The 25,995-nt window shown below is 56.1% G+C and carries 24 protein-coding genes and 3 tRNA genes; 14 read left to right on the forward strand and 13 right to left on the reverse strand.

Features of this window, described 5'->3' with window-relative positions; translation table 11 throughout:
* Positions 1 to 326 precede the first annotated feature (326 nt).
* Positions 327 to 926, forward strand: coding sequence for a L,D-transpeptidase (locus AC2FFP_RS05095; RefSeq protein ID WP_496765147.1), 600 nt, complete (start codon positions 327 to 329; stop codon positions 924 to 926).
* A gap of 53 nt (positions 927 to 979) precedes the next feature.
* On the opposite strand, the gene AC2FFP_RS05100 is transcribed toward AC2FFP_RS05095, so the two are convergent.
* Positions 980 to 1,456 (reverse strand): fasciclin domain-containing protein, encoded by a 477-nt coding sequence (locus tag AC2FFP_RS05100; RefSeq protein WP_496722649.1) that lies wholly within the window; start codon positions 1,454 to 1,456, stop codon positions 980 to 982.
* 72 nt (positions 1,457 to 1,528) lie between these two features.
* Positions 1,529 to 2,380, reverse strand: a complete 852-nt coding sequence (locus AC2FFP_RS05105) for a class I SAM-dependent methyltransferase (protein WP_496843905.1) — start codon at positions 2,378 to 2,380, stop codon at positions 1,529 to 1,531.
* Between the two features lie 141 nt (positions 2,381 to 2,521).
* Here AC2FFP_RS05105 and AC2FFP_RS05110 point away from each other — a divergent pair, with 141 nt between their 5' ends.
* The 5 genes from AC2FFP_RS05110 to AC2FFP_RS05130 all read left to right on the forward strand — a co-directional run bounded on the left by AC2FFP_RS05110 (position 2,522) and on the right by AC2FFP_RS05130 (position 7,251).
* On the forward strand, positions 2,522 to 3,637 hold the full coding sequence (locus AC2FFP_RS05110) for a carboxylate-amine ligase (protein WP_496843906.1): 1,116 nt from the start codon (positions 2,522 to 2,524) through the stop codon (positions 3,635 to 3,637).
* Between the two features lie 117 nt (positions 3,638 to 3,754).
* Entirely contained in the window at positions 3,755 to 4,897 is a 1,143-nt protein-coding gene (locus AC2FFP_RS05115; RefSeq protein ID WP_496765158.1) for an acyl-CoA dehydrogenase family protein, read from the forward strand.
* Between the two features lie 7 nt (positions 4,898 to 4,904).
* Positions 4,905 to 5,945 (forward strand): enoyl-CoA hydratase/isomerase family protein, encoded by a 1,041-nt coding sequence (locus AC2FFP_RS05120; RefSeq protein ID WP_496843907.1) that lies wholly within the window; start codon positions 4,905 to 4,907, stop codon positions 5,943 to 5,945.
* Positions 5,946 to 5,948: 3 nt separating this feature from the next.
* Positions 5,949 to 6,821 (forward strand): 3-hydroxyisobutyrate dehydrogenase, encoded by an 873-nt coding sequence (gene mmsB, locus AC2FFP_RS05125; RefSeq protein WP_496765163.1) that lies wholly within the window; start codon positions 5,949 to 5,951, stop codon positions 6,819 to 6,821.
* Between the two features lie 205 nt (positions 6,822 to 7,026).
* Positions 7,027 to 7,251, forward strand: coding sequence for an excinuclease ABC subunit A (locus AC2FFP_RS05130; RefSeq protein WP_472723686.1), 225 nt, complete (start codon positions 7,027 to 7,029; stop codon positions 7,249 to 7,251).
* A 9-nt stretch (positions 7,252 to 7,260) separates the two neighbouring features.
* Here the strand turns inward: AC2FFP_RS05130 and uvrA are convergent, their stop codons facing one another.
* From uvrA to AC2FFP_RS05145, 3 genes are all read right to left on the reverse strand, one after another.
* Complete coding sequence (uvrA, locus tag AC2FFP_RS05135; RefSeq protein WP_108858724.1) at positions 7,261 to 10,119, reverse strand: excinuclease ABC subunit UvrA; 2,859 nt, start codon at positions 10,117 to 10,119, stop codon at positions 7,261 to 7,263.
* Positions 10,120 to 10,295: 176 nt separating this feature from the next.
* A tRNA-Asp gene (locus tag AC2FFP_RS05140) sits at positions 10,296 to 10,372 on the reverse strand.
* Between the two features lie 46 nt (positions 10,373 to 10,418).
* Positions 10,419 to 10,495, reverse strand: a tRNA-Asp gene (locus tag AC2FFP_RS05145).
* Between the two features lie 211 nt (positions 10,496 to 10,706).
* Here AC2FFP_RS05145 and AC2FFP_RS05150 point away from each other — a divergent pair.
* Together AC2FFP_RS05150 and AC2FFP_RS05155 are read left to right on the forward strand one after the other, a co-directional pair.
* A tRNA-Val gene (locus AC2FFP_RS05150) sits at positions 10,707 to 10,781 on the forward strand.
* A 127-nt stretch (positions 10,782 to 10,908) separates the two neighbouring features.
* Entirely contained in the window at positions 10,909 to 12,495 is a 1,587-nt protein-coding gene (locus AC2FFP_RS05155) for an APC family permease (protein ID WP_496880782.1), read from the forward strand.
* A gap of 52 nt (positions 12,496 to 12,547) precedes the next feature.
* On the opposite strand, the gene lon is transcribed toward AC2FFP_RS05155, so the two are convergent.
* Positions 12,548 to 14,956, reverse strand: coding sequence for an endopeptidase La (lon, locus tag AC2FFP_RS05160; RefSeq protein ID WP_496880783.1), 2,409 nt, complete (start codon positions 14,954 to 14,956; stop codon positions 12,548 to 12,550).
* Positions 14,957 to 15,294: 338 nt separating this feature from the next.
* On the opposite strand from lon, the gene AC2FFP_RS05165 reads away from it, so the two are divergent.
* On the forward strand, positions 15,295 to 16,467 hold the full coding sequence (locus tag AC2FFP_RS05165) for a sugar-transfer associated ATP-grasp domain-containing protein (RefSeq protein WP_496765170.1): 1,173 nt from the start codon (positions 15,295 to 15,297) through the stop codon (positions 16,465 to 16,467).
* A 46-nt stretch (positions 16,468 to 16,513) separates the two neighbouring features.
* On the opposite strand, the gene tgt is transcribed toward AC2FFP_RS05165, so the two are convergent.
* Together tgt and AC2FFP_RS05175 are read right to left on the reverse strand one after the other, a co-directional pair.
* Positions 16,514 to 17,644, reverse strand: a complete 1,131-nt coding sequence (tgt, locus tag AC2FFP_RS05170; protein WP_496843910.1) for a tRNA guanosine(34) transglycosylase Tgt — start codon at positions 17,642 to 17,644, stop codon at positions 16,514 to 16,516.
* A 64-nt stretch (positions 17,645 to 17,708) separates the two neighbouring features.
* Positions 17,709 to 18,620 carry a nucleoside hydrolase gene (locus tag AC2FFP_RS05175; RefSeq protein ID WP_496765174.1) on the reverse strand — a complete coding sequence of 304 codons (912 nt, stop codon included), beginning with the start codon at positions 18,618 to 18,620 and terminating at the stop codon, positions 17,709 to 17,711.
* Positions 18,621 to 18,797: 177 nt separating this feature from the next.
* On the opposite strand from AC2FFP_RS05175, the gene AC2FFP_RS05180 reads away from it, so the two are divergent.
* The 3 genes from AC2FFP_RS05180 (at position 18,798) to AC2FFP_RS05190 (ending at position 20,427) form a co-directional block, all read left to right on the forward strand.
* Positions 18,798 to 19,688 carry an SPFH domain-containing protein gene (locus AC2FFP_RS05180; protein ID WP_282151106.1) on the forward strand — a complete coding sequence of 297 codons (891 nt, stop codon included), beginning with the start codon at positions 18,798 to 18,800 and terminating at the stop codon, positions 19,686 to 19,688.
* On the forward strand, positions 19,688 to 19,966 hold the full coding sequence (locus tag AC2FFP_RS05185) for an NfeD family protein (RefSeq protein ID WP_108858729.1): 279 nt from the start codon (positions 19,688 to 19,690) through the stop codon (positions 19,964 to 19,966). Before AC2FFP_RS05180 ends, AC2FFP_RS05185 begins: the two co-directional genes overlap by 1 nt.
* Positions 19,967 to 20,064: 98 nt before the next feature.
* Positions 20,065 to 20,427 carry an SUF system Fe-S cluster assembly protein gene (locus AC2FFP_RS05190; RefSeq protein WP_058271500.1) on the forward strand — a complete coding sequence of 121 codons (363 nt, stop codon included), beginning with the start codon at positions 20,065 to 20,067 and terminating at the stop codon, positions 20,425 to 20,427.
* Between the two features lie 98 nt (positions 20,428 to 20,525).
* Here AC2FFP_RS05190 and AC2FFP_RS05195 read toward each other — a convergent pair whose 3' ends face one another.
* Positions 20,526 to 20,867, reverse strand: coding sequence for a hypothetical protein (locus AC2FFP_RS05195; protein ID WP_496776699.1), 342 nt, complete (start codon positions 20,865 to 20,867; stop codon positions 20,526 to 20,528).
* Between the two features lie 193 nt (positions 20,868 to 21,060).
* On the opposite strand from AC2FFP_RS05195, the gene AC2FFP_RS05200 reads away from it, so the two are divergent.
* Complete coding sequence (locus tag AC2FFP_RS05200; protein WP_496843911.1) at positions 21,061 to 21,426, forward strand: HesB/IscA family protein; 366 nt, start codon at positions 21,061 to 21,063, stop codon at positions 21,424 to 21,426.
* Here AC2FFP_RS05200 and AC2FFP_RS05205 read toward each other — a convergent pair.
* Complete coding sequence (locus AC2FFP_RS05205) at positions 21,423 to 22,334, reverse strand: isopenicillin N synthase family dioxygenase (protein ID WP_496880784.1); 912 nt, start codon at positions 22,332 to 22,334, stop codon at positions 21,423 to 21,425. The genes AC2FFP_RS05200 and AC2FFP_RS05205 overlap by 4 nt on opposite strands.
* Before the next feature lie 121 nt (positions 22,335 to 22,455).
* Between AC2FFP_RS05205 and tpiA the strand changes: the two genes are divergently transcribed.
* The gene (gene tpiA, locus AC2FFP_RS05210) at positions 22,456 to 23,205 is read left to right on the forward strand and encodes a triose-phosphate isomerase (protein ID WP_496880785.1); all 750 of its coding nucleotides are present in this window, start codon (positions 22,456 to 22,458) and stop codon (positions 23,203 to 23,205) included.
* Between the two features lie 2 nt (positions 23,206 to 23,207).
* On the opposite strand, the gene AC2FFP_RS05215 is transcribed toward tpiA, so the two are convergent.
* The 3 genes from AC2FFP_RS05215 to AC2FFP_RS05225 all read right to left on the reverse strand — a co-directional run bounded on the left by AC2FFP_RS05215 (position 23,208) and on the right by AC2FFP_RS05225 (position 25,903).
* A complete protein-coding gene (locus tag AC2FFP_RS05215; protein ID WP_496843912.1) occupies positions 23,208 to 23,519 on the reverse strand; it encodes a DMT family transporter in 312 nt (103 codons plus the stop codon).
* Between the two features lie 330 nt (positions 23,520 to 23,849).
* Positions 23,850 to 25,226, reverse strand: a complete 1,377-nt coding sequence (locus AC2FFP_RS05220) for a TRAP transporter large permease (RefSeq protein ID WP_496843913.1) — start codon at positions 25,224 to 25,226, stop codon at positions 23,850 to 23,852.
* Positions 25,226 to 25,903 carry a TRAP transporter small permease gene (locus tag AC2FFP_RS05225; RefSeq protein WP_058271493.1) on the reverse strand — a complete coding sequence of 226 codons (678 nt, stop codon included), beginning with the start codon at positions 25,901 to 25,903 and terminating at the stop codon, positions 25,226 to 25,228. Before AC2FFP_RS05225 ends, AC2FFP_RS05220 begins: the two co-directional genes overlap by 1 nt.
* Positions 25,904 to 25,995 lie beyond the last annotated feature (92 nt).

The following is a 25,995-nucleotide window of genomic DNA, read 5'->3' on the forward strand; positions in this document are numbered from 1 at the left end:
GCTCGCTCAGATCTGCCAATTTGGTTTTCAGCTCATAAGATACGGGACTTTCCAGGGTTTCTGATTTCTTGGTCATATCGTGCGGTCTCCGAACATCTGTGGGCCTGTCCCTTGGAAATGGAGGGGCCAAGTTAGAAAAATACCCCAAGCCTTATCCGGCAAACAGCAAAACCCTGTCCGGACACCGGTCAATTCCCCGTCCGAGCAGGCAAAAAACCGCGTGAAACATGTAAATCTCACGGAAAATTTAAGCCAAGCATCTGGCCCTGAAGCAACGCAGTCACTAAATTGCTGGAAACTCTCGAGCAGTCCTTCAGGAGGCATCCGTGTCCAGTTCCCGTATTAATCGTCGTACCGCCTTGCTGGGTGCTGCGTCCGTCCTTGCGACACCGACGCTGTTGCGCGCCGAAAGTTCAGATGCTTTCCCAACAACAGAAGAGGCGATCAGCACGCAACTGCCGGTGCGCCGCAATGTCTCGTCCTTCTCGCAACAGAACTGGCAGGACCATTTTGACCAGCTGGGCGCTGGCGCTTTGCTGGCCGATATCACAAGCCGCGCGGTGCACTATTGGGGACCCGATGGCACCTACAAGCTGTACCCCAGTTCGGTACCGATGAGCGAAGAGCTGACCAAGCGCGGCTATACCAAAGTTGTGCGCAAAGCGGAAAACCCAAGCTGGACGCCGACCGCCTCGATGCGCGAACGCGACCCGCTTTTGCCGGTTCGTATGGAAGGCGGGGAGCCCGGCAACCCGCTGGGTACACGCGCCATGTATCTAGGTTGGCCAGCTTATCTTGTGCACGGAACTCATGATACGCGAAAGATCGGACGCCAAAGCTCGTCAGGGTGCATTGGCCTGTATAACCAACATGTCGAGGAGCTTTATCCTCTGGTAAAAGTCGGAACCCAAGTCAGACTAGTCTAACGAAAAAGCCCCGGTCATCAGAACCGGGGCTTTCTTCTACTCAGATGGGGGTCTTATTCCGGCAGGATCACCGCATCGACGACGTGGATCACACCATTGCTGGTTTCGATGTCGGCCTGAACGACTTTAGCGTCGTTCACTTTTACGCCGTTCTTGGCGTTCACGCTCAGACGGTCGCCTTGTACGGTAAGCACCTTCGCACGTTTGCCAGCGATATCACCCGACATCACCTTGGCCGGGACCACGTGATAGGTAAGGATTTCGACCAACTGATCTTTGTTTTCAGGCAACAGCAGCGTTTCCACCGTACCTTCGGGCAGTGCCGCAAAAGCTTCATCAGTCGGTGCGAACACTGTGAACGGTCCGTCACTTTTCAACGTGTCGACAAGACCCGCGGCCTGAACGGCGGCGACCAATGTGTTGAAGGAACCGGCTGATACTGCGGTATCCACGATATCTGCAGCCTGTGCTTTTACAGGCAGTGTCAGTGCAATTGCGGCGGCGGCGCCCATAAACGTACGACGAAACATGGCTGTCATCTCCTCTCCAGCTTGGTTATGGAAAGGGGTACGGGCGCTTAGTCGCGCCGGATCACTAACTGATCAATTTTCTTTGACCTGCACCCATAAACTTTGAGCACGACCGTCCTTCAAAAATGGCAAGGATTCTACCGCATCGGGGCAATCCTGCTGTAGGTAGTAGCCGGGCCAAAGCATTGAATATGCACCAGATTGCAGGAGTGCATGCAGCATGTACTGCTCACCCCAGCCCGGGCAATCATAGAAGAACCGTTTGGGATATTCGTAGGGCAGAAAAACATCGTGCACATGAATGACCACACCGGGTTTGAGCGCCGGAATGATGCGGCAGAACAGGTGCGCGACGTCATTGCTCATGCGGACAACGTGGCTGGAATCGATGAACAACACGTCGCCAGCTTCGAGCTGTTCAAAGAGCGTCGGGTCGATCTCCTCCAAACGTTTTTGTTCGAACTGATCCACCACATGCGCGATGTCTGCCCGGGGATACGGATCGATTGCGGTGACCTTGGTCTCCAATCCGCCGTCGATAATCGCCTGCCGCGTTACACGGGTCGAGTTTCCGCAACCCACCTCGATCACCCGCTTGGGTTTGAACCGGCGGATCATCAGATACAGCGCGTCCGCATCCGGGCTGTCGTAGTAGCCGTTGTTAATACGATATCCGGTCTTGTTGCGCGCAGGGTCTTTCAGAGCTTCCAGCGAAGCGGAATGTTCTTGGTATTCCGACACCAGCTGGGCAATGTCGAACCCCTCCATCCCCGGTGACAGGGCATAGGCAGGCCGGGTCAAACCCCCTGCCCGTTCGAACGCCTCAAGACGCGCACGCTCATCCCGTTCGGTCACTTTGTCGATCAGTTTTACACCCAACCGGTCAAGCACGGCGTTCAGCCGGGGGAATTTCCTTGGTTTCACGGGGGTGGCTCCGGGTTTGGTGATAATCTGAACGCCTCCTTACCTGTGCGTATGGGGGCTTCGCAAGAACCCAGCTGGCAAACACTTGGCAAAAAGACAATTTCCGTATTCACTGGTCAGAACACAGTTGCGAGGGCCGGAATGCAGCAGGAATTTACGCTGGGCATCGAAGAAGAGTATCTGCTGGTTGCTCGAGACAGTCTGGAACTCGCCGAAGCGCCTGCCGCGTTAATGGAAGCCTGCCAGGCCGATTTTGAAGGACAGGTCAGCCCCGAATTCCTGCAATGCCAGATCGAGGTCGGTACGCGCCCGCATGTGACCATCAGCTCTGCGCGCGAGGATCTGAAACGCTTGCGGTCCTGTGTTTCGAAACGCGCCGCCGAGCACAACCTTGCTCCAATCGCTGTTTCCTGCCACCCCTTTGCTGACTGGAAAAAACAGCAACACACGCGCAAAGACCGATATGACGCGCTACAACACGCGTTGGGCGGAGTGGCGCGGCGTATGCTTATCTGTGGCATGCATGTCCATATCGGGGTGACCGATTCAGCCTTGCGCGCCGACCTGATTCCGCAGCTGTCCTACTTTCTGCCGCATCTCTTGGCCTTGTCGACGTCATCGCCCTATTGGAACGGTGAGGACACAGGACTGTCTTCGTACAGGTTAACGGTGTTCGACAACTTGCCACGGACAGGACTCCCGCCGATCTTTTCCGGCTGGTCCGAATATGAACGTACTACGGGCGTTCTGGTCGAACTGGGCGTGATCGAAGATACCACGAAAATCTGGTGGGATTTGCGACCGTCGCACCAATACCCAACGCTGGAGACCCGGATCATGGACGTGCAGCCCCGCATGGAGCATGCACTTTCACTGGCCGCAATGGTGCAGGCGTTAACGCGCATGCTATGTCGCTTGAAAGACCGAAATCTCAGGTGGCGACAATACGATCGCTTTCTCATTGGCGAAAACCGCTGGCGTGCGCAGCGCTATGGCGTTGGCGAAGGGATGATTGACTTCGGAGATCGCTCAATCAAACCCATGCCGGAACTCATGGGCGAATTGATGGGTCTGCTGGCCGAAGACGCCGAAGCTCTGGGCACCATGACTGAGTTGGCAAAGCTGCAGCAGATTGCCCAGAACGGCACCTCGGCCACCCGCCAGCGCCGGGTACATGCCGAGGCAGCGGCAAAAGGTGATGACCCCGGCAAGGCTGTGGTTCAACACTTGATTGACGAATTCCATCAAGACCTCTGAACGTTGGCACGTTCTCCCGCACAAGAATGTGCCCGTGATTGATGGCCGTGCAAAATTTCTGTAAGGATTGGGAAATAAACACTCGTTCAATTCAACGGGCAGCGTGGGAGGCAATCCATGGATTTCGCAACAACCGAAGAGCAGAACGCAATCTTCGACATGGCCCATGATTTCGGGCAGGAAAACATCGCCCCATTTGCCCGCCAGTGGGAAGCCGAAGGCACCATCCCCAAAGACCTTTGGCCGCGCATTGGTGAGCTGGGTTTCGGCGGCCTTTATGTCTCGGAAGACAGCGGCGGTTCTGGCCTGTCTCGTCTGGACGCCACGCTTGTGTTCGAAGCTTTGTCGATGGCCTGCCCCTCTGTCGCGGCCTTTCTGTCGATCCACAACATGTGCGCCAAGATGCTGGACAGCTTCGCCAGTGACGAGCTGAAATGCCGCATCATGCCCGATGTTCTTAGCTTGAACACCGTGCTCAGCTATTGCCTGACCGAGCCCGGCTCAGGTTCGGACGCGGCCGCTTTGAAAACCCGCGCGGAACGAACGAACGAAGGCTATACTTTGAACGGCACCAAGGCTTTCATCTCGGGGGGCGGGTATTCGGATGCCTATGTCTGCATGGTGCGCACCGGCCAGGATGGGCCCAAGGGCATTTCGACGGTCTATGTCGAGGATGGCACCCCAGGCCTGAGCTTTGGCGCGCTGGAACAGAAGATGGGGTGGAAAAGCCAGCCTACTGCTCAGGTACAGTTCGACGATTGCAAGATCCCCTCCGACAACCTTGTCGGTGTCGAGGGTGACGGTTTTAAATACGCGATGAAGGGACTGGATGGCGGACGTCTGAACATCGCGTCCTGTTCTCTAGGTGCCGCACAAACCGGGTTGAACATGACACTGCAATACATGTCCGAGCGGAAGGCTTTCGGGCAGTCCATCGACCAGTTTCAGGCCCTTCAGTTCCGTCTGGCAGATATGGAGATCGAGCTGCAGGCCGCCCGGACATTCCTGCGTCAGGCGGCGTGGAAGTTGGATCAGGGCGCGCCCGATTCAACAAAGTTCTGCGCTATGGCCAAGAAATTCGTGACCGAGACGGGATCGAAAGTGGTGGATCAGTGCCTGCAATTGCACGGCGGCTATGGTTATCTGGCCGACTATGGCATCGAAAAACTTGTGCGCGATCTGCGCGTGCATCAAATTTTGGAAGGCACGAACGAGATCATGCGGGTCATCGTTGCCCGCCAGATGCTCTCTCAGCGCTGAGGACTTTATGCCAGACATCTATATTCGCACCGCAGGCCGTGCCGGTCGTATCACCCTGACCCGAACCAAGGCCCTGAATGCACTCAGCTATGACATGTGCCTGGCGATCGACACCGCGCTGCGCAACTGGCGCGAGGACGACGCGGTCGAACTGGTTATTCTGGATGCCGAGGGCGACAAGGCCTTTTGCGCGGGCGGTGACATTGCCGAGCTTTATGAGACCGGCACCAAGGGCGATTTTGAATACGGCCGAAAGTTCTGGCGCGATGAGTACCGCTTGAATGCTCTGATCTTCGAATACCCAAAGCCAGTAGTCAGCTTTCTTCAGGGGTTCACGATGGGTGGTGGCGTCGGCATCGGTTGCCATGGTAGCCATCGCATCGTGGGTGAAACGTCGCAAATCGCCCTGCCTGAATGCTCGATTGGTTTGGTTCCGGATGTCGGCAGCACACTGATGCTGGCACTCGCACCCGGACGGTTAGGTGAATATCTCGGCACTACCGGTCATCGTATGGGTCCAGCAGATGCCATTCTGGCCGGTTTCGCAGATCATTACATTCCGATCCAGCAATGGCCGGATCTGATCGACATGCTTGAAGCATCCGGCGACGCCAGCATTCTTGAAAGCCATTCCGAAACGCCGCCCCAAGGCTCGTTGGGCGCAATGCAAGATGCGATTGAGTCAGATTTCGGTGGCGAAACTCTTGCAGATATACAGAACAGCCTGCGCAACTCGAACAATGAAGCCGCCGCTGACGCACTGAAGTTGATCGGGCGCAATTCGCCACTCTCCATGGCGTGCACGGTCGAAATGCTGCACCGTCTCCGCACTCCAAACCTGACCATACGCAAGGCGTTGGAACTGGAGTACCGATTTACCTATCGCGCGATGGAACACGGGGACTTTCTGGAGGGTATCCGGGCGCAGATCATCGACAAGGATCGCAACCCGAGCTGGCGCCATCAGAACCAAGACGTACCGGCTGTCGCTGTTTCAAAGATGCTACAACCTTTGGGCGCGGACACGCTGACTTTTGAGGAGGATTAAGGAATGAAAATCGGGTTTATCGGTCTGGGCAACATGGGCAATCCGATGGCGGCCAACCTTGCCAAAGCAGGGCATGATGTCAGCGGCTTTGACATGGCGGATGTCTCTGTCCCGGGTGTCACTATCGCCAGCTCCGGTCCTGAGGCCGCGACTGGTGCCGACATCGTCGTGACCATGCTGCCGAACGGACAGATCCTGCGGGCGGTGGCAAAAGAGATCATTCCCGCCATGGTGCCCGGAGCGGTCTGGATCGACTGTTCAACGGTCGATGTCGACAGCGCCCGTGCCGTCGCTGAGCAGGCCAAGGAAGCGGACGTTCTCGCAGTAGACGCCCCTGTGTCAGGTGGCATCGGCGGTGCGGCGGCGGGTACGCTAACCTTCATGGCAGGCGGTAGCGACGCGGCGTTTGAAAAGGCATCGCCGCTGTTCGACATCATGGGTCAGAAAGCTGTGCATTGCGGCGAATCCGGTGCTGGTCAAGCGGCCAAGATTTGCAACAACATGATCCTGGGCGTAACCATGATCGCCACCTGCGAGGCCTTTGCGCTGGCCGACAAGCTTGGGCTGGACCGGCAGAAGATGTTTGACGTGGTCAGCACGTCCTCGGGCTATAGCTGGACGATGAACGCCTACTGCCCCGCCCCCGGCGTTGGACCTGCCAGCCCGGCGGATAACGACTATCAACCCGGATTTGCGGCCGAGCTGATGCTAAAAGACCTGCGGCTCAGCCAGCAAGCTGCTGAAAGCTCGGACGCAGACACGCCCATGGGACAGGTTGCAACAGCGCTTTATGAGAAATTCGTCGAATCCGAAGACGGACTGGGCAAGGATTTTTCCGCCATGCTGCCACGTTTTGAAAACCGTACCAGGGGCTAGCTGCCGCAGGGTGGCAACTTCCTGCCCATCGGGTTGACCGGCGGACAAACAGCGGCCATCTGTTTCCTAACCGCGCTTTAACGCGAAAGGAAACATGATGTCGCGAATTCTGTCTGTTACTTTGACCATTGTCGCGCTTTCATTGAGTCCGGCTACAGCAATGGCTGGGAACGGAAAGAGTAAGGCGGGTCATTGCCCGCCAGGCTTGGCAAAAAAAGCAGTACCCTGTGTTCCGCCGGGTCAGGTAAAAAACCTGTACAAAAAGGGCGACTATATCACGCGCGACTACCGCTGGATCAACGATCCCTACCGTTATGGTCTGAATCGCGGCGGATCCTACATTCGCGCCGGCGATTACGTTTATCGTGTCGACCCCGAAACGCAAAAGGTGCTGAACCTGATCGGCGCAGTGGCTGATATTCTTTACTAAAGAACGGCACTATTCCGCAGCAACGCGCGCACCGTCCAACATCGGCTTGAGATACCTGCCGGTATGGCTGCGATCAACCTCGGCCACATTCTCGGGTGTCCCGGTTGCCACGATCTCACCACCGCCATCGCCGCCTTCCGGGCCAATATCAATGATGTGGTCGGCGGTTTTGACGACATCCAGATTGTGTTCGATCACAACGACCGTATTGCCCTGATCGACCAGTTCATGCAGCACTTCCAACAACTTACGAACATCTTCGAAGTGAAGACCCGTTGTCGGTTCATCCAGAATGTACAACGTGCGACCGGTCGATCGTTTGGACAATTCCTTTGAAAGCTTCACGCGCTGCGCCTCACCACCCGAAAGCGTTGTCGCCTGCTGCCCGACCTTGATATAGCCAAGCCCGACACGCGCCAGTGCATCCATTTTATCGCGGATTGAGGGTACAGCCTTAAAGAATTCCTGCGCGTCTTCGACGGTCATATCCAGTACATCGGCGATGGACTTGCCTTTGAACTTGATCTCCAGCGTTTCACGGTTGTACCGCGCGCCCTTGCAGGTTTCGCAGGTGACATAAACATCTGGCAGGAAGTGCATCTCAATCTTGATGACGCCGTCACCCTGACATGCCTCGCACCGTCCGCCCTTGACGTTAAAGCTGAAACGCCCCGGTTTGTAGCCGCGCGCCTTTGCCTCGGGCAGACCGGCAAACCAATCGCGGATCGGCGTGAAGGCCCCGGTGTAAGTCGCTGGATTCGAACGCGGAGTTCGCCCGATGGGGCGCTGGTCAATGTCGATGACCTTGTCCAGATGCTCCAACCCTTTGATTGTCTCACAGGGCGCCGGCGTTTGCCGCGCGCCGTTCAGACGCATGGAGGCAGTTTTAAACAGCGTCTCAATCGTAAGCGTCGATTTTCCGCCGCCGGAGACACCCGTGACACAGACAAACTTGCCCAGCGGAAACTCCGCCGTAACGTTTTTGAGGTTGTTCCCGGTCGCTTTGACGACCGTAACCTTCTTTTTGTTCCCTTTGCGTCGCTCGGCCGGGACCGAGATCTCGCGGGTTCCCGACAAGTATTGCCCGGTCATCGAGGCCGCATCAGCCGCGATTTGATCAGGTGTGCCCTTGCTGACAACCTGACCACCATGCACGCCAGCCCCCGGCCCGATGTCAAAAACATAATCCGCCTCGCGGATTGCTTCCTCGTCATGCTCGACGACGATCACGGTGTTACCCTGATCACGCAGGTTCTTGAGCGTCCCAAGCAAGCGATCGTTGTCCCGTTGATGAAGACCGATAGAAGGTTCGTCGAGGACGTACAAAACCCCTGTCAAACCGGATCCGATCTGGCTCGCAAGACGAATACGCTGGCTTTCGCCACCGGACAAAGTTCCACTTGAACGGGACAGTGTAAGGTATTCCAAACCAACGTTATTCAGAAACCCCAGCCGCTCACGGATCTCCTTGAGAATGGCACGCGCGATTTCGTTCTTCTGGACACTAAGATGGTTCGGTGCATCTTCGATCCAGGCCAGGGCCTCGCGGATCGACATCTGCACAACCTGCCCAACATGCGCGCCTGCGATCTTAACCGCCAGCGCCTCGGGCCGTAGGCGATAGCCTTCACAGGCGCCACAGGGGCGGTTGTTCTGATACCGCTCAAACTCTTCCCGAATCCAGGCGCTGTCAGTCTCGCGATAGCGGCGCTGCATATTCGGGATCACGCCCTCAAAGCTGCGGGTGACCTGATAGACCCGCCCGCCTTCATCATAGCGGAATTGGATTTCTTCGTCGCCGGAACCGCGTAGAAACACTTGCTGCACCTTTGGTGGCAGGTCCTTCCAAGGCGTGTTCTTGTCGAACTCATAGTGTCGGGCAATCGCTTCGATGGTCTGCAGAAAGTACGGCGACTTTCCCTTGCGCCAGGGCGCCAACGCCCCATCGTATAGTTTCAGGGTCTGGTCCGGCACCACAAGGCGTTCGTCAAAGAACAGCTCGACACCCAGACCATCACAATCCGGGCACGCCCCGAACGGAGCATTGAACGAAAACAAACGGGGTTCGATTTCAGGAATGGTGAAGCCGCTGACCGGGCAAGCAAAATTCTCGCTGAAGGTGATCCGTTCCGGATCGCCCTCACGCGGCGCGGTTTCCAGAACGGCGATACCGTCGGCCAAGTCCAACGCGGTACGCAAACTGTCGGCCAGCCGGGTCTCCATCCCTTCGCGCACGACCAACCGGTCGACGACGACATCAATGTCATGGCGATATTTCTTGTCCAGCGTGGGCGGTTCATCCAGTTCGTAGAATTCTCCGTCGACCTTCACGCGTTGGAAGCCCTGCTTGCGCAGTTCGAGGAATTCCTTTTTGTATTCGCCTTTGCGGTCGCGCACGATGGGGGCGAGCAAGTATCCGCGCGTCCCCTCCTCCATCGTCATGATGCGGTCGACCATGTCCTGAACCTGTTGGGCCTCAATCGGCTGCCCCGTTGCCGGGCTGTACGGCGTACCGGAGCGAGCGAACAACAGGCGCATATAGTCATAGATCTCGGTGACCGTTCCTACCGTAGAACGCGGGTTTTTGGACGTGGTTTTCTGTTCAATCGAAATGGCAGGCGACAGGCCGCTGATGTGATCCACATCCGGCTTTTCCATCATGTCCAGAAACTGGCGCGCATAGGCTGACAGGCTTTCCACGTAGCGCCGCTGGCCCTCGGCATAGATCGTGTCAAAAGCCAAAGACGACTTACCAGACCCCGACAGCCCGGTGATCACCACAAGCTGATCACGTGGGATGTCCACGTCTATACCCTTGAGGTTATGTTCGCGCGCTCCACGCACTTCGATATTCTTCAGCTCAGCCATTTTTGGCCCCCAACACACAAGTGTCTTAGAAATAGGTGAACGACGCTGGAACTCCAACAGAAAAATCAGAACAAAGCAAGAACTGTCATTTATTCGCCTATCCAACAAAGCAGCATCGCAACTGACACGCCGAAGCGTGCAACAAGTTACGATTTCAACGCTGACTTTTGGGAAAATGGCGCGGTTGACGGGGCTCGAACCCGCGACCCCCGGCGTGACAGGCCGGTACTCTAACCAACTGAGCTACAACCGCGCATCTTTTTTCGTGATCCCTTAACCCGGATCCAGGCTGACAGCAGTGGCGCGGTTGACGGGGCTCGAACCCGCGACCCCCGGCGTGACAGGCCGGTACTCTAACCATCTGAGCTACAACCGCCCGCTGTCTGTTCATCGCTGAACGTTTGGGTGTATTATGGCTACGCCCCGACATCGTCAAGCGGCGTTTTGAAGTTTTTTCGAAGAACCTGATTTTTTCCGAATGAGCCATCCGCCACCGAGGCCGCAAAACCAGCTTTTCATGAGCTGCATCGAATTCAATACCGGCCATCTTGCCAACCAATCCGAGTCGCTGTAACAGCAGCGCCTATGGGTGATTAGCTCAGTGGTAGAGCGCTTCGTTCACATCGAAGATGTCAGGAGTTCAAATCTCTTATCACCCACCATTCCACTTCCTCAGAATCAACGCCCTCTAAGGCCTTGAAATTACGATGCTTGCCAGCTTGTATTTCAGCTGCGTATCGTTCCTACATCTGCCGTGTGATCAACCGGCGCTGAGGCATGGGGTTTCGCATGGCCAAATTGAAACGGGATATTGGCCTTGTCGGCCTGACCTTCATTTCGGTCGGTGGAATTATCGGTTCCGGCTGGTTGTTCGGCCCCCTCCTCGCAGTTCAACACGCAGGTCCTGCCGCTATCCTTTCGTGGATCATTGGCGCGGTGGCCATGTTCGTTCTTGCGATAACCTTCGCCGAGATTTCGGCCATGCTGCCCATTCCCGGAGGGATCGCCCGCGTCCCCCAGTTTTCGCACGGGAACATCGTTTCGATGGCAATGGGGTGGACCGCCTGGATTGGCTACAACACCACCGCCCCGATTGAGGTCGAGGCGATGCTGAAATACCTCGGGCCTTACGCTCCCTGGCTGCACACAGCCGATACGGGCGATTTGACCGGCGCGGGTATCGCCGTGGCGTTGTTTTTCATGTTGTTGTTCGTTGTCATTAATGCGTTGGGGGTAAAATTCTTCACGCAAGTCAACGCGACACTGACATGGGCCAAAATTGCCATTCCTATCGTTCTGTCGGTTCTGCTGATCGCAAGTCGATTTGACACCGGGAACTTCACCCAACCGGGTGGTTTTGCGCCGTACGGCTTGCAGGGCATCATGGCGGCTGTTTCAACCGGAGGCGTCATCTTTTCCTTCATCGGTTTCCGTCATGTGGTCGATATGGCTGGTGAGGTTCGAAACCCCAAAGTGGCCATTCCTGCGGCGCTGGTGCTGTCTATTATTCTGTGTGCGGCCATCTATGTCGGATTGCAGATCGCGTTTATCGGCGCACTTGACCCGGAGATGCTAAAGAACGGCTGGGCAAGCCTGAATTTTAGCGGTCAGGGGCCATTGGACGGGGTCATCCTATCGGTTGGGATCGTCTGGTTCCTGAGCGTTTTGAACATAGGCTCGGTCATTGGCCCCTTCGGCAACGGTTTGGTATCGACAGGCTCGAACGCGCGCATTGCACTGGCCTTGTCACAGAACGGGTTCCTGCCAAAGCGTTTGCAAATACTGTCTTCATTTGGGGTGCCCTTGTGGGCCTTGGCTCTGAACTTTCTGATCGGAATCCTGTTCCTTCTTACGGTCCCGTTCACCACCGTTATTGCTCTGAATGGTGCGGCCATCGTTGTGTCTTTCGCCGTTGGGCCAATCGCCGTTGTGTGCCTGCGCCGCCTGATGCCGGACCGCCCGCGTTCCATTCGCATCCCCTTCGTCAAAGTGGTGGCCATCACGGCCTTCGCTATCGCCACACTCATCGTCTATTGGAGCGGATGGGACACCGTTTGGCGGCTTGGCATAGCGTTAATCGTCGGGTTTGTTCTTCTTCTCGCACGGTTCCACAATCGGCTGGACGAAATGGACGTGACCGAGGCCCTGTGGCTGGTTCCCTATTTCGGAGGGATCGGCTTGATCTCGTACCTGGGACAGTTCGGGGAAGGTGCGCTTAAGCAAATCCCCTTTGGCTTGGATATTTTGCTGTGCGTAATGTTCTCAATCGTCATTTTTGGCCTAGCGGTCCGATCCTCCCTGTCCGCCAAAAAGTTTCAGACTTACATCGCTGAGGAAGAGGTTCTGAACCCAAAGAAACCCGTTATAGGCTTTTGAAAAGGAAAAAGGCGGGGAAAACCCCGCCTTTTCTTTGTCTATCGCCGATCGCTTAGTGCGTCGTAGCTGAGGGGCTCGCGCTTTCAGTGGCTTTCGCGGCGGCTGCGGCAGCCTCTTCAGCGGCCTCATCCCACTCAATCGCTTCCGGCTCACGCACCAGCGCCAGTTTGAGAACTTCGGACACGTGCTCGACCGGAATGATCTTCAGACCTTCTTTCACGTTGTCCGGGATCTCAGCCAAGTCCTTTTCGTTCTCTTCCGGGATCAGGACCGTTTTGATGCCACCACGCAGGGCCGCCAGCAGTTTCTCTTTCAAACCACCAATCGGCATCGCATTTCCGCGCAACGAAACCTCACCCGTCATCGCGATGTCCTTGCGAACCGGAATACCGGTCAGCACGGATACGATCGAGGTCACCATGGCCAGACCAGCCGAAGGCCCGTCTTTCGGAGTCGCACCATCCGGCACGTGCACGTGGATGTCTATCTTGTCGAACTTGGGTGGCTTCACCCCAATCTGAGGCGAAATTGACCGCACATAAGACGACGCCGCATCGATGGATTCCTTCATCACATCGCCCAGCTTGCCGGTGGTCTTCATCCGGCCCTTGCCCGGCAGCTTCAGCGCCTCAATATGCAGCAGATCACCACCGACCGATGTCCACGCCAGACCGGTGACAACACCAACCTGATCGTCCTGTTCGGCCAAACCATAGCGGAACTTGGGAACGCCCAGGAACTCATCCAGATTGTCTGGCGTCACCGTCACCGATTCAGCCTCTTTCTTGATGATCTTGGTCAGCGACTTCCGCGCCACCTTGGCGATTTCACGTTCTAGGTTCCGAACGCCAGCTTCCCGCGTGTAAGTGCGGATGATCGAATGCAGCGCGTCATCGGTAAGTTGGAACTCTTTGGCCTTCAGGCCGTGGTTCTTCACCTGCTTGCTGATCAGATGCTGCTTGGCGATCTCACTTTTTTCGTCCTCGGTATAGCCGGCCAGCGGAATGATCTCCATCCGGTCCAGCAGGGGCCCTGGCATGTTGTAGCTGTTGGATGTGGTCAGGAACATCACGTTGGACAGGTCGTATTCGACCTCAAGATAGTGATCCATGAACGTGCTGTTCTGTTCCGGGTCCAACACCTCAAGCATCGCCGAAGCCGGGTCACCACGGAAGTCCTGCCCCATCTTGTCGATCTCGTCGAGCAGGATGAGCGGGTTTGTGGTCTTCGCCTTTTTCAGCGCCTGGATGATCTTACCAGGCATCGAACCGATATAGGTCCGACGGTGGCCACGGATCTCGGACTCGTCACGCACACCGCCCAGCGAGATGCGGATGAACTCACGCCCCGTCGCACGTGCAACCGACTTACCAAGCGAGGTTTTACCCACACCCGGAGGGCCAACAAGGCACATGATCGGGCCCTTCAGCTTTTTCGAACGTTGCTGAACAGCCAGATATTCGACGATCCGTTCCTTGACCTTCTCAAGGCCATAGTGGTCGGCATCCAGAATGTCCTGCGCGCGGCCCAGATCCTTTTTGACGCGGGATTTGGTACCCCACGGCAAGGCCAGAATCCAATCCAGATAGTTGCGTACGACGGTGGCCTCAGCCGACATCGGGCTCATGTTACGCAGCTTCTTCAGCTCGCCTTCGGCCTTTTCACGGGCCTCTTTCGACAGCTTGGTCTCTTCGATTTTGGCTTCCAGTTCGGCCACTTCATTGCTGCCGTCCTCGCCATCGCCAAGCTCCTTCTGAATGGCCTTCATCTGCTCATTCAGATAGTACTCGCGCTGCGTCTTCTCCATCTGGGTTTTGACGCGGGTCTTGATCTTTTTCTCGACCTGCAGAACCGACATTTCGCCCTGCATCAGGCCATAGACCTTCTCAAGTCGCTCGCTGACGCTTAGGGTTTCCAGCAGGTCTTGCTTTTGTTCGACTTCAATCCCCAAATGACCCGACACAAGGTCAGCCAGCTTTGCCGGTTCGGTGGATTCTCCAACTGCGGTCAACGCTTCTTCGGGGATGTTTTTGCGCACTTTCGCGTAACGCTCGAATTCATCCGCAACCGTGCGCTGCAGTGCTTCGGTTGTCGTTACGTCGCCCGGAATTTCGGTCAAATACTCGGCGCGGGCCTCAAAAAATTCTTCGTTTTCAAGGAATTCCGTGATCATCACACGGGCTTGGCCCTCGACCAGCACCTTCACGGTGCCGTCCGGCAATTTCAGCAATTGCAGTACATTGGCCAGCACACCGGAACGGTAGATGCCGTCTTCGGTTGGGTCATCGTCGCTCGGGTCGATCTGGCTGGACAACAGAATCTGCTTGTCGTCCTGCATCACTTCTTCCAGCGCCCGGACGGATTTTTCCCGACCAACGAACAGCGGCACGATCATATGCGGGAAAACCACGATATCGCGCAGCGGCAGCACTGGGTATGATGAGTTCAGGGGCTCTTGCATGCTCTATCCTTATCATTGGCAAGACGGCTCTGGTCCCTCATCGAGGCAACGCCTGTCCGTCTCCTGTACTTTAGAGTGAAGAAATGGTGCACATGGGCACACAATTCAACCTTCCCTTTTGACCATCACAATGACGCGAACCAGAAAGATCGGCAAGCCGATAACAGGACCACAGAAGCTAATTTCTGGGGCCGAGCTGGATAGAAGAGAAAACCTTGTCCGGCAATCTCTGTAGGAACCCAACTAAATATTCCGGCAACAAGTCATAAAACTGCCATTTTTCCGCTCAAAACAGTTTCCAAAATGGAACCAATAAATCGAACGTGGAGATCTCTGCCATGACAACGTCAAACCCCACAAGCGCCGCGGATATTGACTATGAAAAGTATTTGTCTGCCCGAGACTCTGATCATACCGCGTTGCTAACACACGCGGCAAAATCGTCCGGCCGGTCCCCAGTTCAAATTCAGCGCGAGTTTAACAAAATAGCCAAGTCGCACAGCAGATTGAACATGGCCGAATATGTGCGTAACGGGCTGCATCATTCTGATCGGTTCTCGGACGCTCAAAGATCCGAGTACATTTCAAACGATCTTCACTGGCCAATCACACATATATGCAACCACACTGGCTGGCAAAGCGCAGCTGAAGACAAAGTAGTAGCGACAACTCTGCTCAATGCGGTGGATGTGCCGGTCCCGGACATTGTGGGCGTAATCGACCAAACCTCACGTGTATTTCCAGGCATAAAAAAGATTTGCACTGCGGATGATCTACGCGAAACGGCACTGGATAATCTACATACGGGCCTGTTTGGGAAAATTACTGAAGGGATGGTCAGCTTTGGCGCATTCCGAATCCAGAACGCTGATAATGATACTTTAACATGCGCGGGGATGAACCCTGTACCATACGAAGAATTCTTGTCAGAAACCGTTGGGCAGAACTCGTATGTCTTGCAACCTTTGCTTCACAATCATTCAGCCCTCAGGCCGTATGCTTCTGCTCTGGCCACGATTAGAATGGTGAACCTGCTTCGCGAGGACGACGTTTTTTGTCCGATCGCAGTGATCAAGCTGCCCCAAAACGACAATATCGCTGATGCCTTTTGGCGCCCCGGTAATCTAGCTTGTGCGATTGACCCCGAGACTGGAAAAATCACTACCGTCACTCGGCGTGATGGCATGGAGGTTACCTTTCTGGAAGATCACCCCGAAACAGCCGGTTTGATGGGAATGCAATTGCCCTACTGGCAAGAATTGCGCGAGATAAACAGCCGTGCTGCCCGAACCTTTGCGCCGATACGTTATCAATCCACCGACATCGCAATTACTGAGTTAGGCCCCGTTGTTGTTGAATTGAATTACGGCGGCGGTTTCGACTTACCTCAATACGCGACTGGTCGCGGAATGCTTACAAAAGAAGTCCGGGATTTTTTTGAGAGCTTTGGTTATGACTTCGGTCAAGCGCCGAACAAAAAACGGCGTTCACTGCTTGGTTTTAGGCGTTAACAGTCTGTTTTGGGAAGGTGAGGAACCTTCCCGAACCTCGCCATGCCTAGACTGGTTCAATATCCCCCTGCGCACGCTGTGCGTGGAACTCGACCTGCCACGCATCGAATGTTCCGGCGGCGATGGCGTCGCGCATGCCCTGCATGATCTCTTGGAAATAGTGCAGATTATGCCAGGTCAGCAGCATACCCGAGATCATCTCGTTCGAGCGGAACACGTGGTGCAGATAGGCGCGGGAGTAGTTTGAACAGGCAGGACACTTACAGAGTTCATCCAACGGGCGCGGATCGTCGGAATGCCGGGCATTCTTGATGTTCACCACGCCGTAGCGCGTGAATACCTGCCCTGTGCGCCCCGAGCGGGACGGCAGCACACAATCCATCATGTCAATGCCACGCGCAACGGCGCCGACGATATCATCCGGTTTTCCAACGCCCATCAGATAACGTGGTTTGTCGACCGGCAGCATGTCCGGCGCAAAGTCCAGCACGTCGAACATCGCCTCTTGGCCTTCACCCACGGCAAGTCCACCGACGGCGTAGCCCTCAAAACCGATCTCTTTCAGCGCTTCGGCCGATTCCTCGCGGAACTCCTGCTCTAGTCCGCCCTGCTGAATGCCGAACAAGGCGTGACCCGGGCGGTCCCCGAAAGCATCACGCGACCGCTCAGCCCACCGCATCGACAGGCGCATCGACTCGGCAATGCGATCCCGGTCAGCGGGCAACGCTGGGCATTCGTCGAAACACATAACGATGTCGGACCCCAACAGGCGCTGAATCTCCATCGACCGTTCAGGCGTCAATTCGTGGCGCGAACCGTCGATATGAGATTTGAAGGTCACGCCTTTTTCGGTCAGCTTGCGCAACCCGGCCAGCGACATGACCTGGAACCCACCGGAATCCGTTAGGATCGGCCGTTCCCAATTCATGAACTTGTGCAACCCGCCCAGACGGTCGATCCGTTCGGCGGTCGGGCGCAGCATCAGGTGATATGTGTTGCCCAGCAGGATGTCTGCCCCAGTGGCACGTACGCTTTCCGGCATCATCGCTTTGACCGTTGCCGCCGTGCCAACCGGCATAAAGGCCGGCGTTCGAACTTCCCCGCGCGGAGTGTTGATGACTCCGGTACGGGCCTTGCCATCCGTGGCTTTCAGGTCAAATGAGAAACGGTCTGTCATGTGAATGCCTCAGGGTCGCTGAACCGGGCAGCAATTGCCCGATCTTCGCTGGTATTGCAAGTCGTCAGGGCAATGACGCAACGCGGTCAGTGAACAGGCTGACAACCCCTGCCCCATCCACATCCCGGCATACGCGCACCATTGGTCTATTGGCATCCGGTCGGGTTGCCCCGATTTGCGGACCATCTACCTCAACCTGAAGCCCGGTTTCGACTATCTCGAACATGGGTTCGTGGGTACAGGCAATCACAGCCGTCGAGTCGTGCAGGCCGCACCCTTCCAATCCGCCGATATCCTTGTAGAACTTCAGATAAAATTTCGAGATGTCGCGCAGGAAACCGCCCATGTCAGCGGAACGCGCCGCCAATGCATCAAAATCCGCGGTCTCGTACAGAGTTTTCAGAGTGACATCCAAGCCGACCAGAACAGTATCTGGCGGAGACGCGAACACTGCATCCGCGGCCTGTGCATCGTGATAGATGTTGGCCTCGGCATGCTCCGTGATGTTCCCGGGGCAAAACACGGCACCGCCCATGATCACCAGTCGCTTGATGTTGCCTGCAAACTCTGGGTCCAACCGCATTGCATCGGCGACATTGGTCAACGGTCCAATGGCGCAGACGACCAGCTCACCCTTGTGTTCCCGCGCCTGCTCGACAAGGAATTCGGCCGCCGTCAGGGGGTGATTTTCCCCAATCTGCGGGATGTCAGTCAAATCACCGAATCCTTCGGGGCCGTGCACATGCTCGGACGGGTCGTAGGTGGTCGCACCGACTGGAAGCCGCGCTCCTTCGGCTACTGGCGCGTCCAATCTCAGTTTATGCAGCAAGAACCGCGCGTTGCGGCTGGATTGGTGCACATGTGTGTTGCCGAAAACCGTGGTCAGGCCGATCAGGTCAATTTCAGGTGCAGCGGCGGCATAGGCAATGGCCATCGCATCGTCGATGCCCGGATCTGTATCAATTATCAGTTTCATCCCCGCCCGATAGCGCAATCACAACCGGATGCAAAGCAGCCACATTCAAAAAATTCCGCGCCACATTGTGGTTTTCAGAGATTTGCTTCTATCCCCATTCCCGCCATACCAAAGTTGAAAATGGGCGAGTCAATCCCCAAGTGTATACCATAGTACACAAAAATACAGAGGACAGATATGACCGAAGAACAGATCATTGGATTGCTAACATCGAACATCATTTACCTGCTCGCGGCAGTTCTGATTGTCGTCGTTATTTTCAAGGGCATCAAAATTGTGCCTCAGTCCGAAAAATACGTGGTTGAACGCTTTGGCCGCCTGCATTCGGTGCTTGGCCCCGGCATTAACTTTATCGTTCCTTTTCTAGATGTTGCGCGTCACAAGATATCTATTCTTGAACGCCAGCTGCCGAATGCGACGCAGGACGCGATCACCAAGGACAACGTTCTGGTTCAGATCGATACTTCGGTGTTCTACCGCATTCTTGAACCGGAAAAGACCGTGTACCGTATCCGTGACGTCGACGGTGCGATTGCAACAACCGTTGCAGGTATCGTCCGTGCCGAAATCGGTAAAATGGATCTGGATGAGGTGCAGTCCAATCGCGCGCAATTGATTGAACGCATTCAGGAAAGCGTCGAAACTGCCGTTGACGACTGGGGGATCGAAGTCACCCGCGCCGAGATTCTGGACGTAAACCTGGATCAGGCCACACGCGATGCTATGTTGCAGCAGCTGAACGCGGAACGTGCCCGTCGTGCGCAGGTGACCGAGGCTGAAGGTCAAAAACGTTCGGTCGAATTGAATGCGGACGCGGAACTTTATGCGGCCGAGCAGACCGCAAAAGCCCGCCGTATTCAGGCCGAGGCCGAAGCTTATGCAACCGGCGTGGTCGCCAAGGCCATTCAGGACAATGGTATCGAGGCCGCCCAGTATCAGGTCGCATTGAAGCAAGTCGAAGCACTGAACGCACTGGGTAACGGCACCGGGTCGCAGACCATCGTGGTTCCCGCCAATGCGCTTGAGGCCTTTGGCGATGCCTTCAAGATGTTGAAAGGAGGAAAGTAATGGCTGATCCCTTCTGGCTGACATGGTGGCTCTGGCTGGCCGGAGCGCTGGCTCTGGGCATACTTGAGATCGTCTTGCCGGGGTTCATCTTTCTTGGCTTTGCGATTGGCGCGGCGGTCACAGGGCTTCTACTTGTGATCCCCGGTTTTGCCCCGAGCCTGGCAGTCTTGCTTTTGATCTTTGCGGGTCTTTCGCTTGTGGCCTGGCTGATCCTGCGGCGCATGTTCGCCCTGCCCCATGGCCAGGTGAAAACCTTCCGCCACGATATCAACGATTGATCCAAATCGACGCAGCGTCCGACGGGCCACACGGCACCACTGGACGCTGCCCCAGCCTTTCCCTATATAATTTCTCAGGTAACAGCCCCGAGGCACGAATGACCCATCCAAGTGAACAGTTCGAAGGTACGCCGTTGATCGCACCTTCGACCATCGATCATCCACTCTACGATTCCGTGGTCGAGGCTTGCAGATCCGTCTTCGATCCCGAGATTCCGGTGAATATCTACGATCTGGGTCTGATCTATACGATCGACATCACCAAGGAAAACGCGGTGAAGGTCATCATGACACTGACCGCGCCCGGATGCCCGGTCGCCGGTGAAATGCCAGGCTGGATTGTCGAAGCCATCGAACCGGTCGCTGGCGTCAAAGAGGTTGACGTCGAGCTGACATGGGAGCCCCCCTGGGGCATGGAGATGATGTCAGACGAAGCACGTCTTGAACTGGGATTCATGTAGAATTTCGCTCAGCTTTACCAAGTAAAGCATTGAAGTATAACAAAAAGAGCTGTCTATGAACCGGAGCAGCCCTTTTTACATCAAAGGGCCCGGGCGGCCTATTTCACGCCGCAGGTCGATTTTATCTCGGCCGCACGATGATCCAGCTCTTTGACGTAATCGCCATTCAACATACTGAGCCTTTTTTGCTCGGTTCCCGTGACCAGTCCCAGCAATGCACCGGCAGGAGTGATCGCAATGATACTTTCTGCCTGCTGGTCTTCTGCGTGCTTTTTTTCTGCGGCGATGGCCCGAAGATCCCCCTCGGCTGTTGCGCAATTCACCGGATGTCGTGCGCCATCCGTTGTTGCATGCGCCAAGCCCGCGGTCAGAATGACTGCGACTACAGCTTGCATCGTAATGATTTTTCTGCGGAAATGCCCGATCTTCACCATCTTCATTCGCCCTTCGCTCAAATGTCCGGTCACAATCGTCAAGCTAAGGCGAAGACCGGGAGTGACGCAAGTTTGCTGTGGCAATTGGTCGTTTGGCCGCGTCACTGCCGGTAAAACTTAGGTCAGCAGGTCTGCTATGTCTTGAGCCTGACGCCTCTCGGCCCTAGATTGGGGATAACGTAGCGCAACGGAGACCACCATGTTTGGCATTCCCGGCAAACAGGCCGTGACAATGACGACCAAAGCGGCCGAGCAGATCACGCGCCTGATGGCGACCGGCGGTCATGCCGGGTTGCGCATTGGCGTCAAAAAAGGCGGCTGCGCCGGCATGGAATACACCATGGACTACGTGGATGAGGCTGACACCAACGACGAAGTGGTCGAACAGGACGGTGCTCGCATCATGATCGCGCCAATGGCGCAGATGTTCTTGTTCGGAACTGAAATCGACTATGAGGTCTCGCTTCTGGAAGCCGGGTTCAAGTTCCGCAACCCGAATGTTGTGGACGCTTGCGGTTGCGGCGAATCCATCAAATTTGACGAGACGCTTTCCACACAAAACTAAGTCGCCTGCAGGTGCAGATAGGTTTCGTTGTAGCGCCGTGTAAGATGGTCACCTGCGCTGATCGTTTTGCCTGAGCCTGGCGGAGCAACGTTGGTGTCGTAGGACGGGTTAAAGAACAGTGGGACCGAAATGCGTTCCTGCGTCCCGCCTATGACGCGGTGCTCGGTGGCTTTGACTTTTCCGGCGGTCCAGAATTCCAGCATCTCTCCAAAGTTGATGATGAATGTACCAGGCGCCGCAGAGACAGGTTGCCAGCTGCTATCCGGCATGCGGACCTCAAGCCCTGAGACCCCGTCCGTGGCCAGCATTGTCAGACACCCATAGTCAGTGTGCGCCCCGATGCCAAAATCCCGATCACCTGCCCATGCCGGACGTTCTGGATAGTAGTTCCCGCGCAACAGGGCCATTGGCGTGTCAAAGGCACGATCAAAACTGAGTTCATCCCGGCCCAAAGCGCCCGCAATGGCCCGAAGAACGCGCATCGCCACATTGCAGGCGTCGCTGTAGTAAGCTCTGATAATATTTTGGAAATCCACGGGATTATTCGGCCACAAGTTCGGAGCATACACACTGAGCCCTTTTCCGGCATAAGAATTGCCCGCAGGCAATTCGAAACCACAGTCGAACACTTCCTTGAAATCCGGATTGGCCTTGGGGTCGACCTGTTCTGATCGCGGCGCGCCCCACCCTCGGTTTGAACCCGTCATCGCCATATCAACGGTTTTTTTCTGGACGTCCGGCAAATGGAAGAAGTCGCGATACGCCTCGATCACGTTTCGGACTTGATCGGCGTTCAACCCGGTGTTCGACACCGTTAAAAACCCAACTTCACCAATGGCATGCAGCAGCATTGCCATCTCTGAAGCCTCGCGTTCATCCAGTTTTCTCAGATCCAGATCGTCGATCATGCCGCCCTCCACAATACCGCGGAACCTGCCGTTGTGGTCGGACCTTTGCAACCGGAATTGTCAGGCTCGGCTGGTGGTGCTATCCGATGAGCAAACAACGACTTATTTGGGGGTACGCGTTATGCGGCGCAAGCTGGCAGCTGGAAACTGGAAAATGAACGGAACCGCGGCTGCATTGCCCGAGCTTCTGTCGCTGGCTACATCGTTTCCTGATGCATCAGTAGACGTCCTGATTTGCCCACCGGCAACCCTACTGCATCGCGCGGCAGAGGCGGTGAAAGACACCGGAATTGATGTCGGCGGTCAGGATTGCCATGCAGCCGAATCCGGCGCACATACTGGCGATGTCAGTGCTCAGATGCTGGTTGATGCAGGGGCAAGCGCCGTCATTCTTGGGCATTCAGAACGGCGCGAAGATCACGGCGAACAGAACGAGGATGTCCGCGCCAAAGCACGTTCCGCGATGGACGCGGGCCTGAAAGCCATCATTTGCGTCGGCGAAAGCCTGGAGCAGCGTGAGGCCGCGAACACGCTGGACATAATCGGCGGACAGTTGTCCGGCTCGATCCCAGATCAGTCGACCGGTGAGAACCTGGTTGTTGCCTATGAACCGATCTGGGCCATTGGCACCGGCAAAGTCCCCACACTGGACGAGATCGGAGAAGTGCACGACTTCATCCGCGCTCGGCTTGAACGTCGATTTGGCGAAGGTGTCGGCCGCTCGGTCCGGTTACTTTATGGCGGTTCGGTCAAACCGGGCAACGCAGCCGAAATCTTTGCAGTCTCCAACGTGGACGGGGCGCTGGTGGGCGGCGCAAGCCTGAAAGCCGAAGACTTTTCTGGCATTATCGACGCCCTGCAAAAGGCCTGAGGTCAAGCCAATTTCATCGTCACCAGCCCGGCCACAATTAGGGCCGCCGCGATCAGGCGGGGCGCGGTCAGCGCCTCGCCCAGAAACATCACGCCGACCATGAAGGCACCAACGGCGCCGATGCCTGTCCAGATCGTATAGGCCGTGCCTAAGGGCAAATCCCGCATCGCAAGGGCAAGCAACCCGAACGACCCGATCATTGACGCACCCATCAAAGCCGTAGGCCATAGGCGCGTGAAACCGGCGGCTTGCTTCATGGCGACGGCCCAGACAATTTCCAGAAGGCCAGCGAATAACAAAAACATCCAGGGCATAGAGACACCTCACCTCTCTTCGGGTCGTCCCGAATGATCAGCCAACAAGGCGAGGTCGTCCTCTTTCCCGTACATAAATTCTCTTGCCCTGTATTCAAGAGGGCGCGGCGTGCAGATCAAAACCTCCAACGCGGCGCGACCCGAAAAACCCAGTATCTGTTGCGCCCATCGGTGATTCCTGCCCTCAGATGACGGCATCCGTTACTGGAGGACACGCCGTCACCTTGCCTATCGCGGGATCGCTCTGGGTGCGGAATACTCAAAAATGGCGGCATATAAAAAAGGCCGGCTCTGGCATAGACCCGGCCTTTCTTGTCGCAGGTATACCCGCTAGTTCGTCACGATTTCCGGACCCATAAAGGTATTAGGCAAGAAGGTCGAAATCCACGGTATGTACGTCACCATGATCAGGAAGACGAACAATACGGCCAGGAACGGCAGCGCCGCCTTCACAACGCTCATCATCGGCATACCGGCCACGCCCGAGGTCACGAACAGGTTCAAACCAACCGGGGGCGTAATCATCCCAATCTCCATGTTCACCACCATGATGATGCCCAAATGGATCGGGTCGATGCCCAACTCGATGGCGATCGGGAACACCAAAGGTGCCACGATGACCAACAGTCCCGAGGGTTCCATGAACTGACCACCAATCAGCAGGATCACGTTTACCACAATCAGGAAGGTAACCGGCCCCAGACCCGCCGATAGCATTGCACTAGCGATGTGCTGAGGCACCTGTTCATCGGTCAGCACGTGCTTGAGGATCAGCGCGTTGGCGATGACGAACAGCAACGTCACCGTCAACTTACCGGCCTCAAACAGCGTGTGCTTGGTGTCGGGGTGAAAGAACGCCGTGACCAGAGCATAGGGTTTCTTCAGAAGCGAAATGTTCTGCCCATCCCCATTGGTGCTGAGGGGCCCCATGTCTTTGTAGACAAAGCTTGCGATGAAAAAGGCATAGACGGCAGCAACGGCAGCAGCCTCGGTCGGTGTGAAGATACCGCCATAGATGCCACCCAGAATGATGACGATCAGGAACAGACCCCAACCGGCTTCGCGGGCCGAGGTAAAAATCTCGCCCCAACCTTTCCAATCACCCTTGGGCAGGTTCTTGACTTTGGCCATAACGTAGATCGTGACCATCAGCATCAGACCCGCCATCAGGCCCGGAATGACGCCCGCAAGGAACATCCGCCCGACCGAGACCTCAACGGCGGCGGCATACACCACCATGACAATGGACGGCGGGATCAGAATGCCCAGCGTACCCGCGTTACAGATCACTCCCGCAGCGAATTCCTTAGAATAGCCAACCTGCCGCATACCGGCGATGACGATAGAACCGATGGCTACAACAGTCGCCGGAGACGACCCCGACAGCGCGGCAAACAGCATACAGGCAAAGACACCCGCAATTGCCAGACCGCCCGGCAAGTGCCCGACACAGGCGATGGAAAAGCGGATGATCCGCCGCGCCACTCCACCGGTCGTCATGAAGGACGATGCAAGAATGAAGAACGGGATCGCCAACAGTGTAAAGTGGCCTTCAAAGGCTTCGAACAGGGTTCCCGCGACCGAAGCCAACGAACTGTCGGAATAAATCAGCAGAAACAGGGTCGAGCTGAGACCCAGGGCCACCGCAATCGGCACACCGATCAGCAACAGGCCGATGACCATAGAGAATAGAAGTACGACGTCCATCAGTCATGCTCTCCTTGCTGAGCGCGGACTTCTTCGATCTCGTCCTCGACTTCGTGGCTGGCAACAAGACGGTCGGTCTCACCACGCCAGATTTGTACTGCGACCTGAGCAAAGCGGATCACTAGAAGCAGCATCGACACCGGCAACACCAGATACGGCACCACCTTGGGCAATTTTTCATACCCCTCGCCATAGTTGATCAGATCCTCGAGGAAGCGCAGCGGCGCGACCATCGGAATATCGTCCACTTCGTAAAAACTCTGGCTGCGTGCGTCGAAATTAAACCCGGTCGGGAACCAGCGGCCCGATGTTGGCGGCAGGTCCGCAAACACGGCCCAGTAGTCATACGACCCTTTCAGAAGCAGAAGCGAGAACACCAGACAGCACGCCACCGATATCAGCGCCAGAATGCGGCGTGGCGCCGGGGCCAGCATGTTCAGGATTGCATCAACACCCAGATGCGCGTGTTTCTTGACCGCATAAGAGGCCCCCAGCAACACCAGCCAGCCAAAGGTGAAAACCGTCAGCTCAAGCGCCCATAAGATATTGGAGTTAAACACAAAACGCGCGATCACGTTGGCGAAGGTTACGACCGTCATCACGCCCAACAGAGCGGCAATCATGGTCTCCTCGATATGGTCGACCAGCCCGCCTTGGCCGGGTTTCGAACCAGACATTTTTCTGTCCCCACATTATTGGTGATGAGAGTTAGGTGTGGCGGGCCAAATTACGGCCCGCCCAGCCTGCGTGTCCGCCACTCCCCAGTCTT

This window comes from Ruegeria sp. YTSC004, assembly GCF_059609805.1.

What these genes read in the sequence shown, in the direction of transcription:
- AC2FFP_RS05110 (WP_496843906.1), top strand. Translation starts at nt 2,522, where the DNA reads ATGCAGCAGGAATTTACGCTGGGCATCGAAGAAGAGTATCTGCTGGTT.
- AC2FFP_RS05190 (WP_058271500.1), top strand. Translation starts at nt 20,065, where the DNA reads ATGACCCATCCAAGTGAACAGTTCGAAGGTACGCCGTTGATCGCACCT.
- uvrA (WP_108858724.1), bottom strand. Translation starts at nt 10,119, where the DNA reads ATGGCTGAGCTGAAGAATATCGAAGTGCGTGGAGCGCGCGAACATAAC.
- AC2FFP_RS05220 (WP_496843913.1), bottom strand. Translation starts at nt 25,226, where the DNA reads ATGGACGTCGTACTTCTATTCTCTATGGTCATCGGCCTGTTGCTGATC.
- AC2FFP_RS05215 (WP_496843912.1), bottom strand. Translation starts at nt 23,519, where the DNA reads ATGCCCTGGATGTTTTTGTTATTCGCTGGCCTTCTGGAAATTGTCTGG.
- AC2FFP_RS05100 (WP_496722649.1), bottom strand. Translation starts at nt 1,456, where the DNA reads ATGTTTCGTCGTACGTTTATGGGCGCCGCCGCCGCAATTGCACTGACA.
- AC2FFP_RS05155 (WP_496880782.1), top strand. Translation starts at nt 10,909, where the DNA reads ATGGCCAAATTGAAACGGGATATTGGCCTTGTCGGCCTGACCTTCATT.
- AC2FFP_RS05200 (WP_496843911.1), top strand. Translation starts at nt 21,061, where the DNA reads ATGTTTGGCATTCCCGGCAAACAGGCCGTGACAATGACGACCAAAGCG.
- tgt (WP_496843910.1), bottom strand. Translation starts at nt 17,644, where the DNA reads ATGACAGACCGTTTCTCATTTGACCTGAAAGCCACGGATGGCAAGGCC.
- tpiA (WP_496880785.1), top strand. Translation starts at nt 22,456, where the DNA reads ATGCGGCGCAAGCTGGCAGCTGGAAACTGGAAAATGAACGGAACCGCG.
- AC2FFP_RS05115 (WP_496765158.1), top strand. Translation starts at nt 3,755, where the DNA reads ATGGATTTCGCAACAACCGAAGAGCAGAACGCAATCTTCGACATGGCC.
- lon (WP_496880783.1), bottom strand. Translation starts at nt 14,956, where the DNA reads ATGCAAGAGCCCCTGAACTCATCATACCCAGTGCTGCCGCTGCGCGAT.
- AC2FFP_RS05180 (WP_282151106.1), top strand. Translation starts at nt 18,798, where the DNA reads ATGACCGAAGAACAGATCATTGGATTGCTAACATCGAACATCATTTAC.
- AC2FFP_RS05195 (WP_496776699.1), bottom strand. Translation starts at nt 20,867, where the DNA reads ATGAAGATGGTGAAGATCGGGCATTTCCGCAGAAAAATCATTACGATG.
- mmsB (WP_496765163.1), top strand. Translation starts at nt 5,949, where the DNA reads ATGAAAATCGGGTTTATCGGTCTGGGCAACATGGGCAATCCGATGGCG.
- AC2FFP_RS05120 (WP_496843907.1), top strand. Translation starts at nt 4,905, where the DNA reads ATGCCAGACATCTATATTCGCACCGCAGGCCGTGCCGGTCGTATCACC.
- AC2FFP_RS05165 (WP_496765170.1), top strand. Translation starts at nt 15,295, where the DNA reads ATGACAACGTCAAACCCCACAAGCGCCGCGGATATTGACTATGAAAAG.
- AC2FFP_RS05225 (WP_058271493.1), bottom strand. Translation starts at nt 25,903, where the DNA reads ATGTCTGGTTCGAAACCCGGCCAAGGCGGGCTGGTCGACCATATCGAG.
- AC2FFP_RS05185 (WP_108858729.1), top strand. Translation starts at nt 19,688, where the DNA reads ATGGCTGATCCCTTCTGGCTGACATGGTGGCTCTGGCTGGCCGGAGCG.
- AC2FFP_RS05205 (WP_496880784.1), bottom strand. Translation starts at nt 22,334, where the DNA reads ATGATCGACGATCTGGATCTGAGAAAACTGGATGAACGCGAGGCTTCA.
- AC2FFP_RS05175 (WP_496765174.1), bottom strand. Translation starts at nt 18,620, where the DNA reads ATGAAACTGATAATTGATACAGATCCGGGCATCGACGATGCGATGGCC.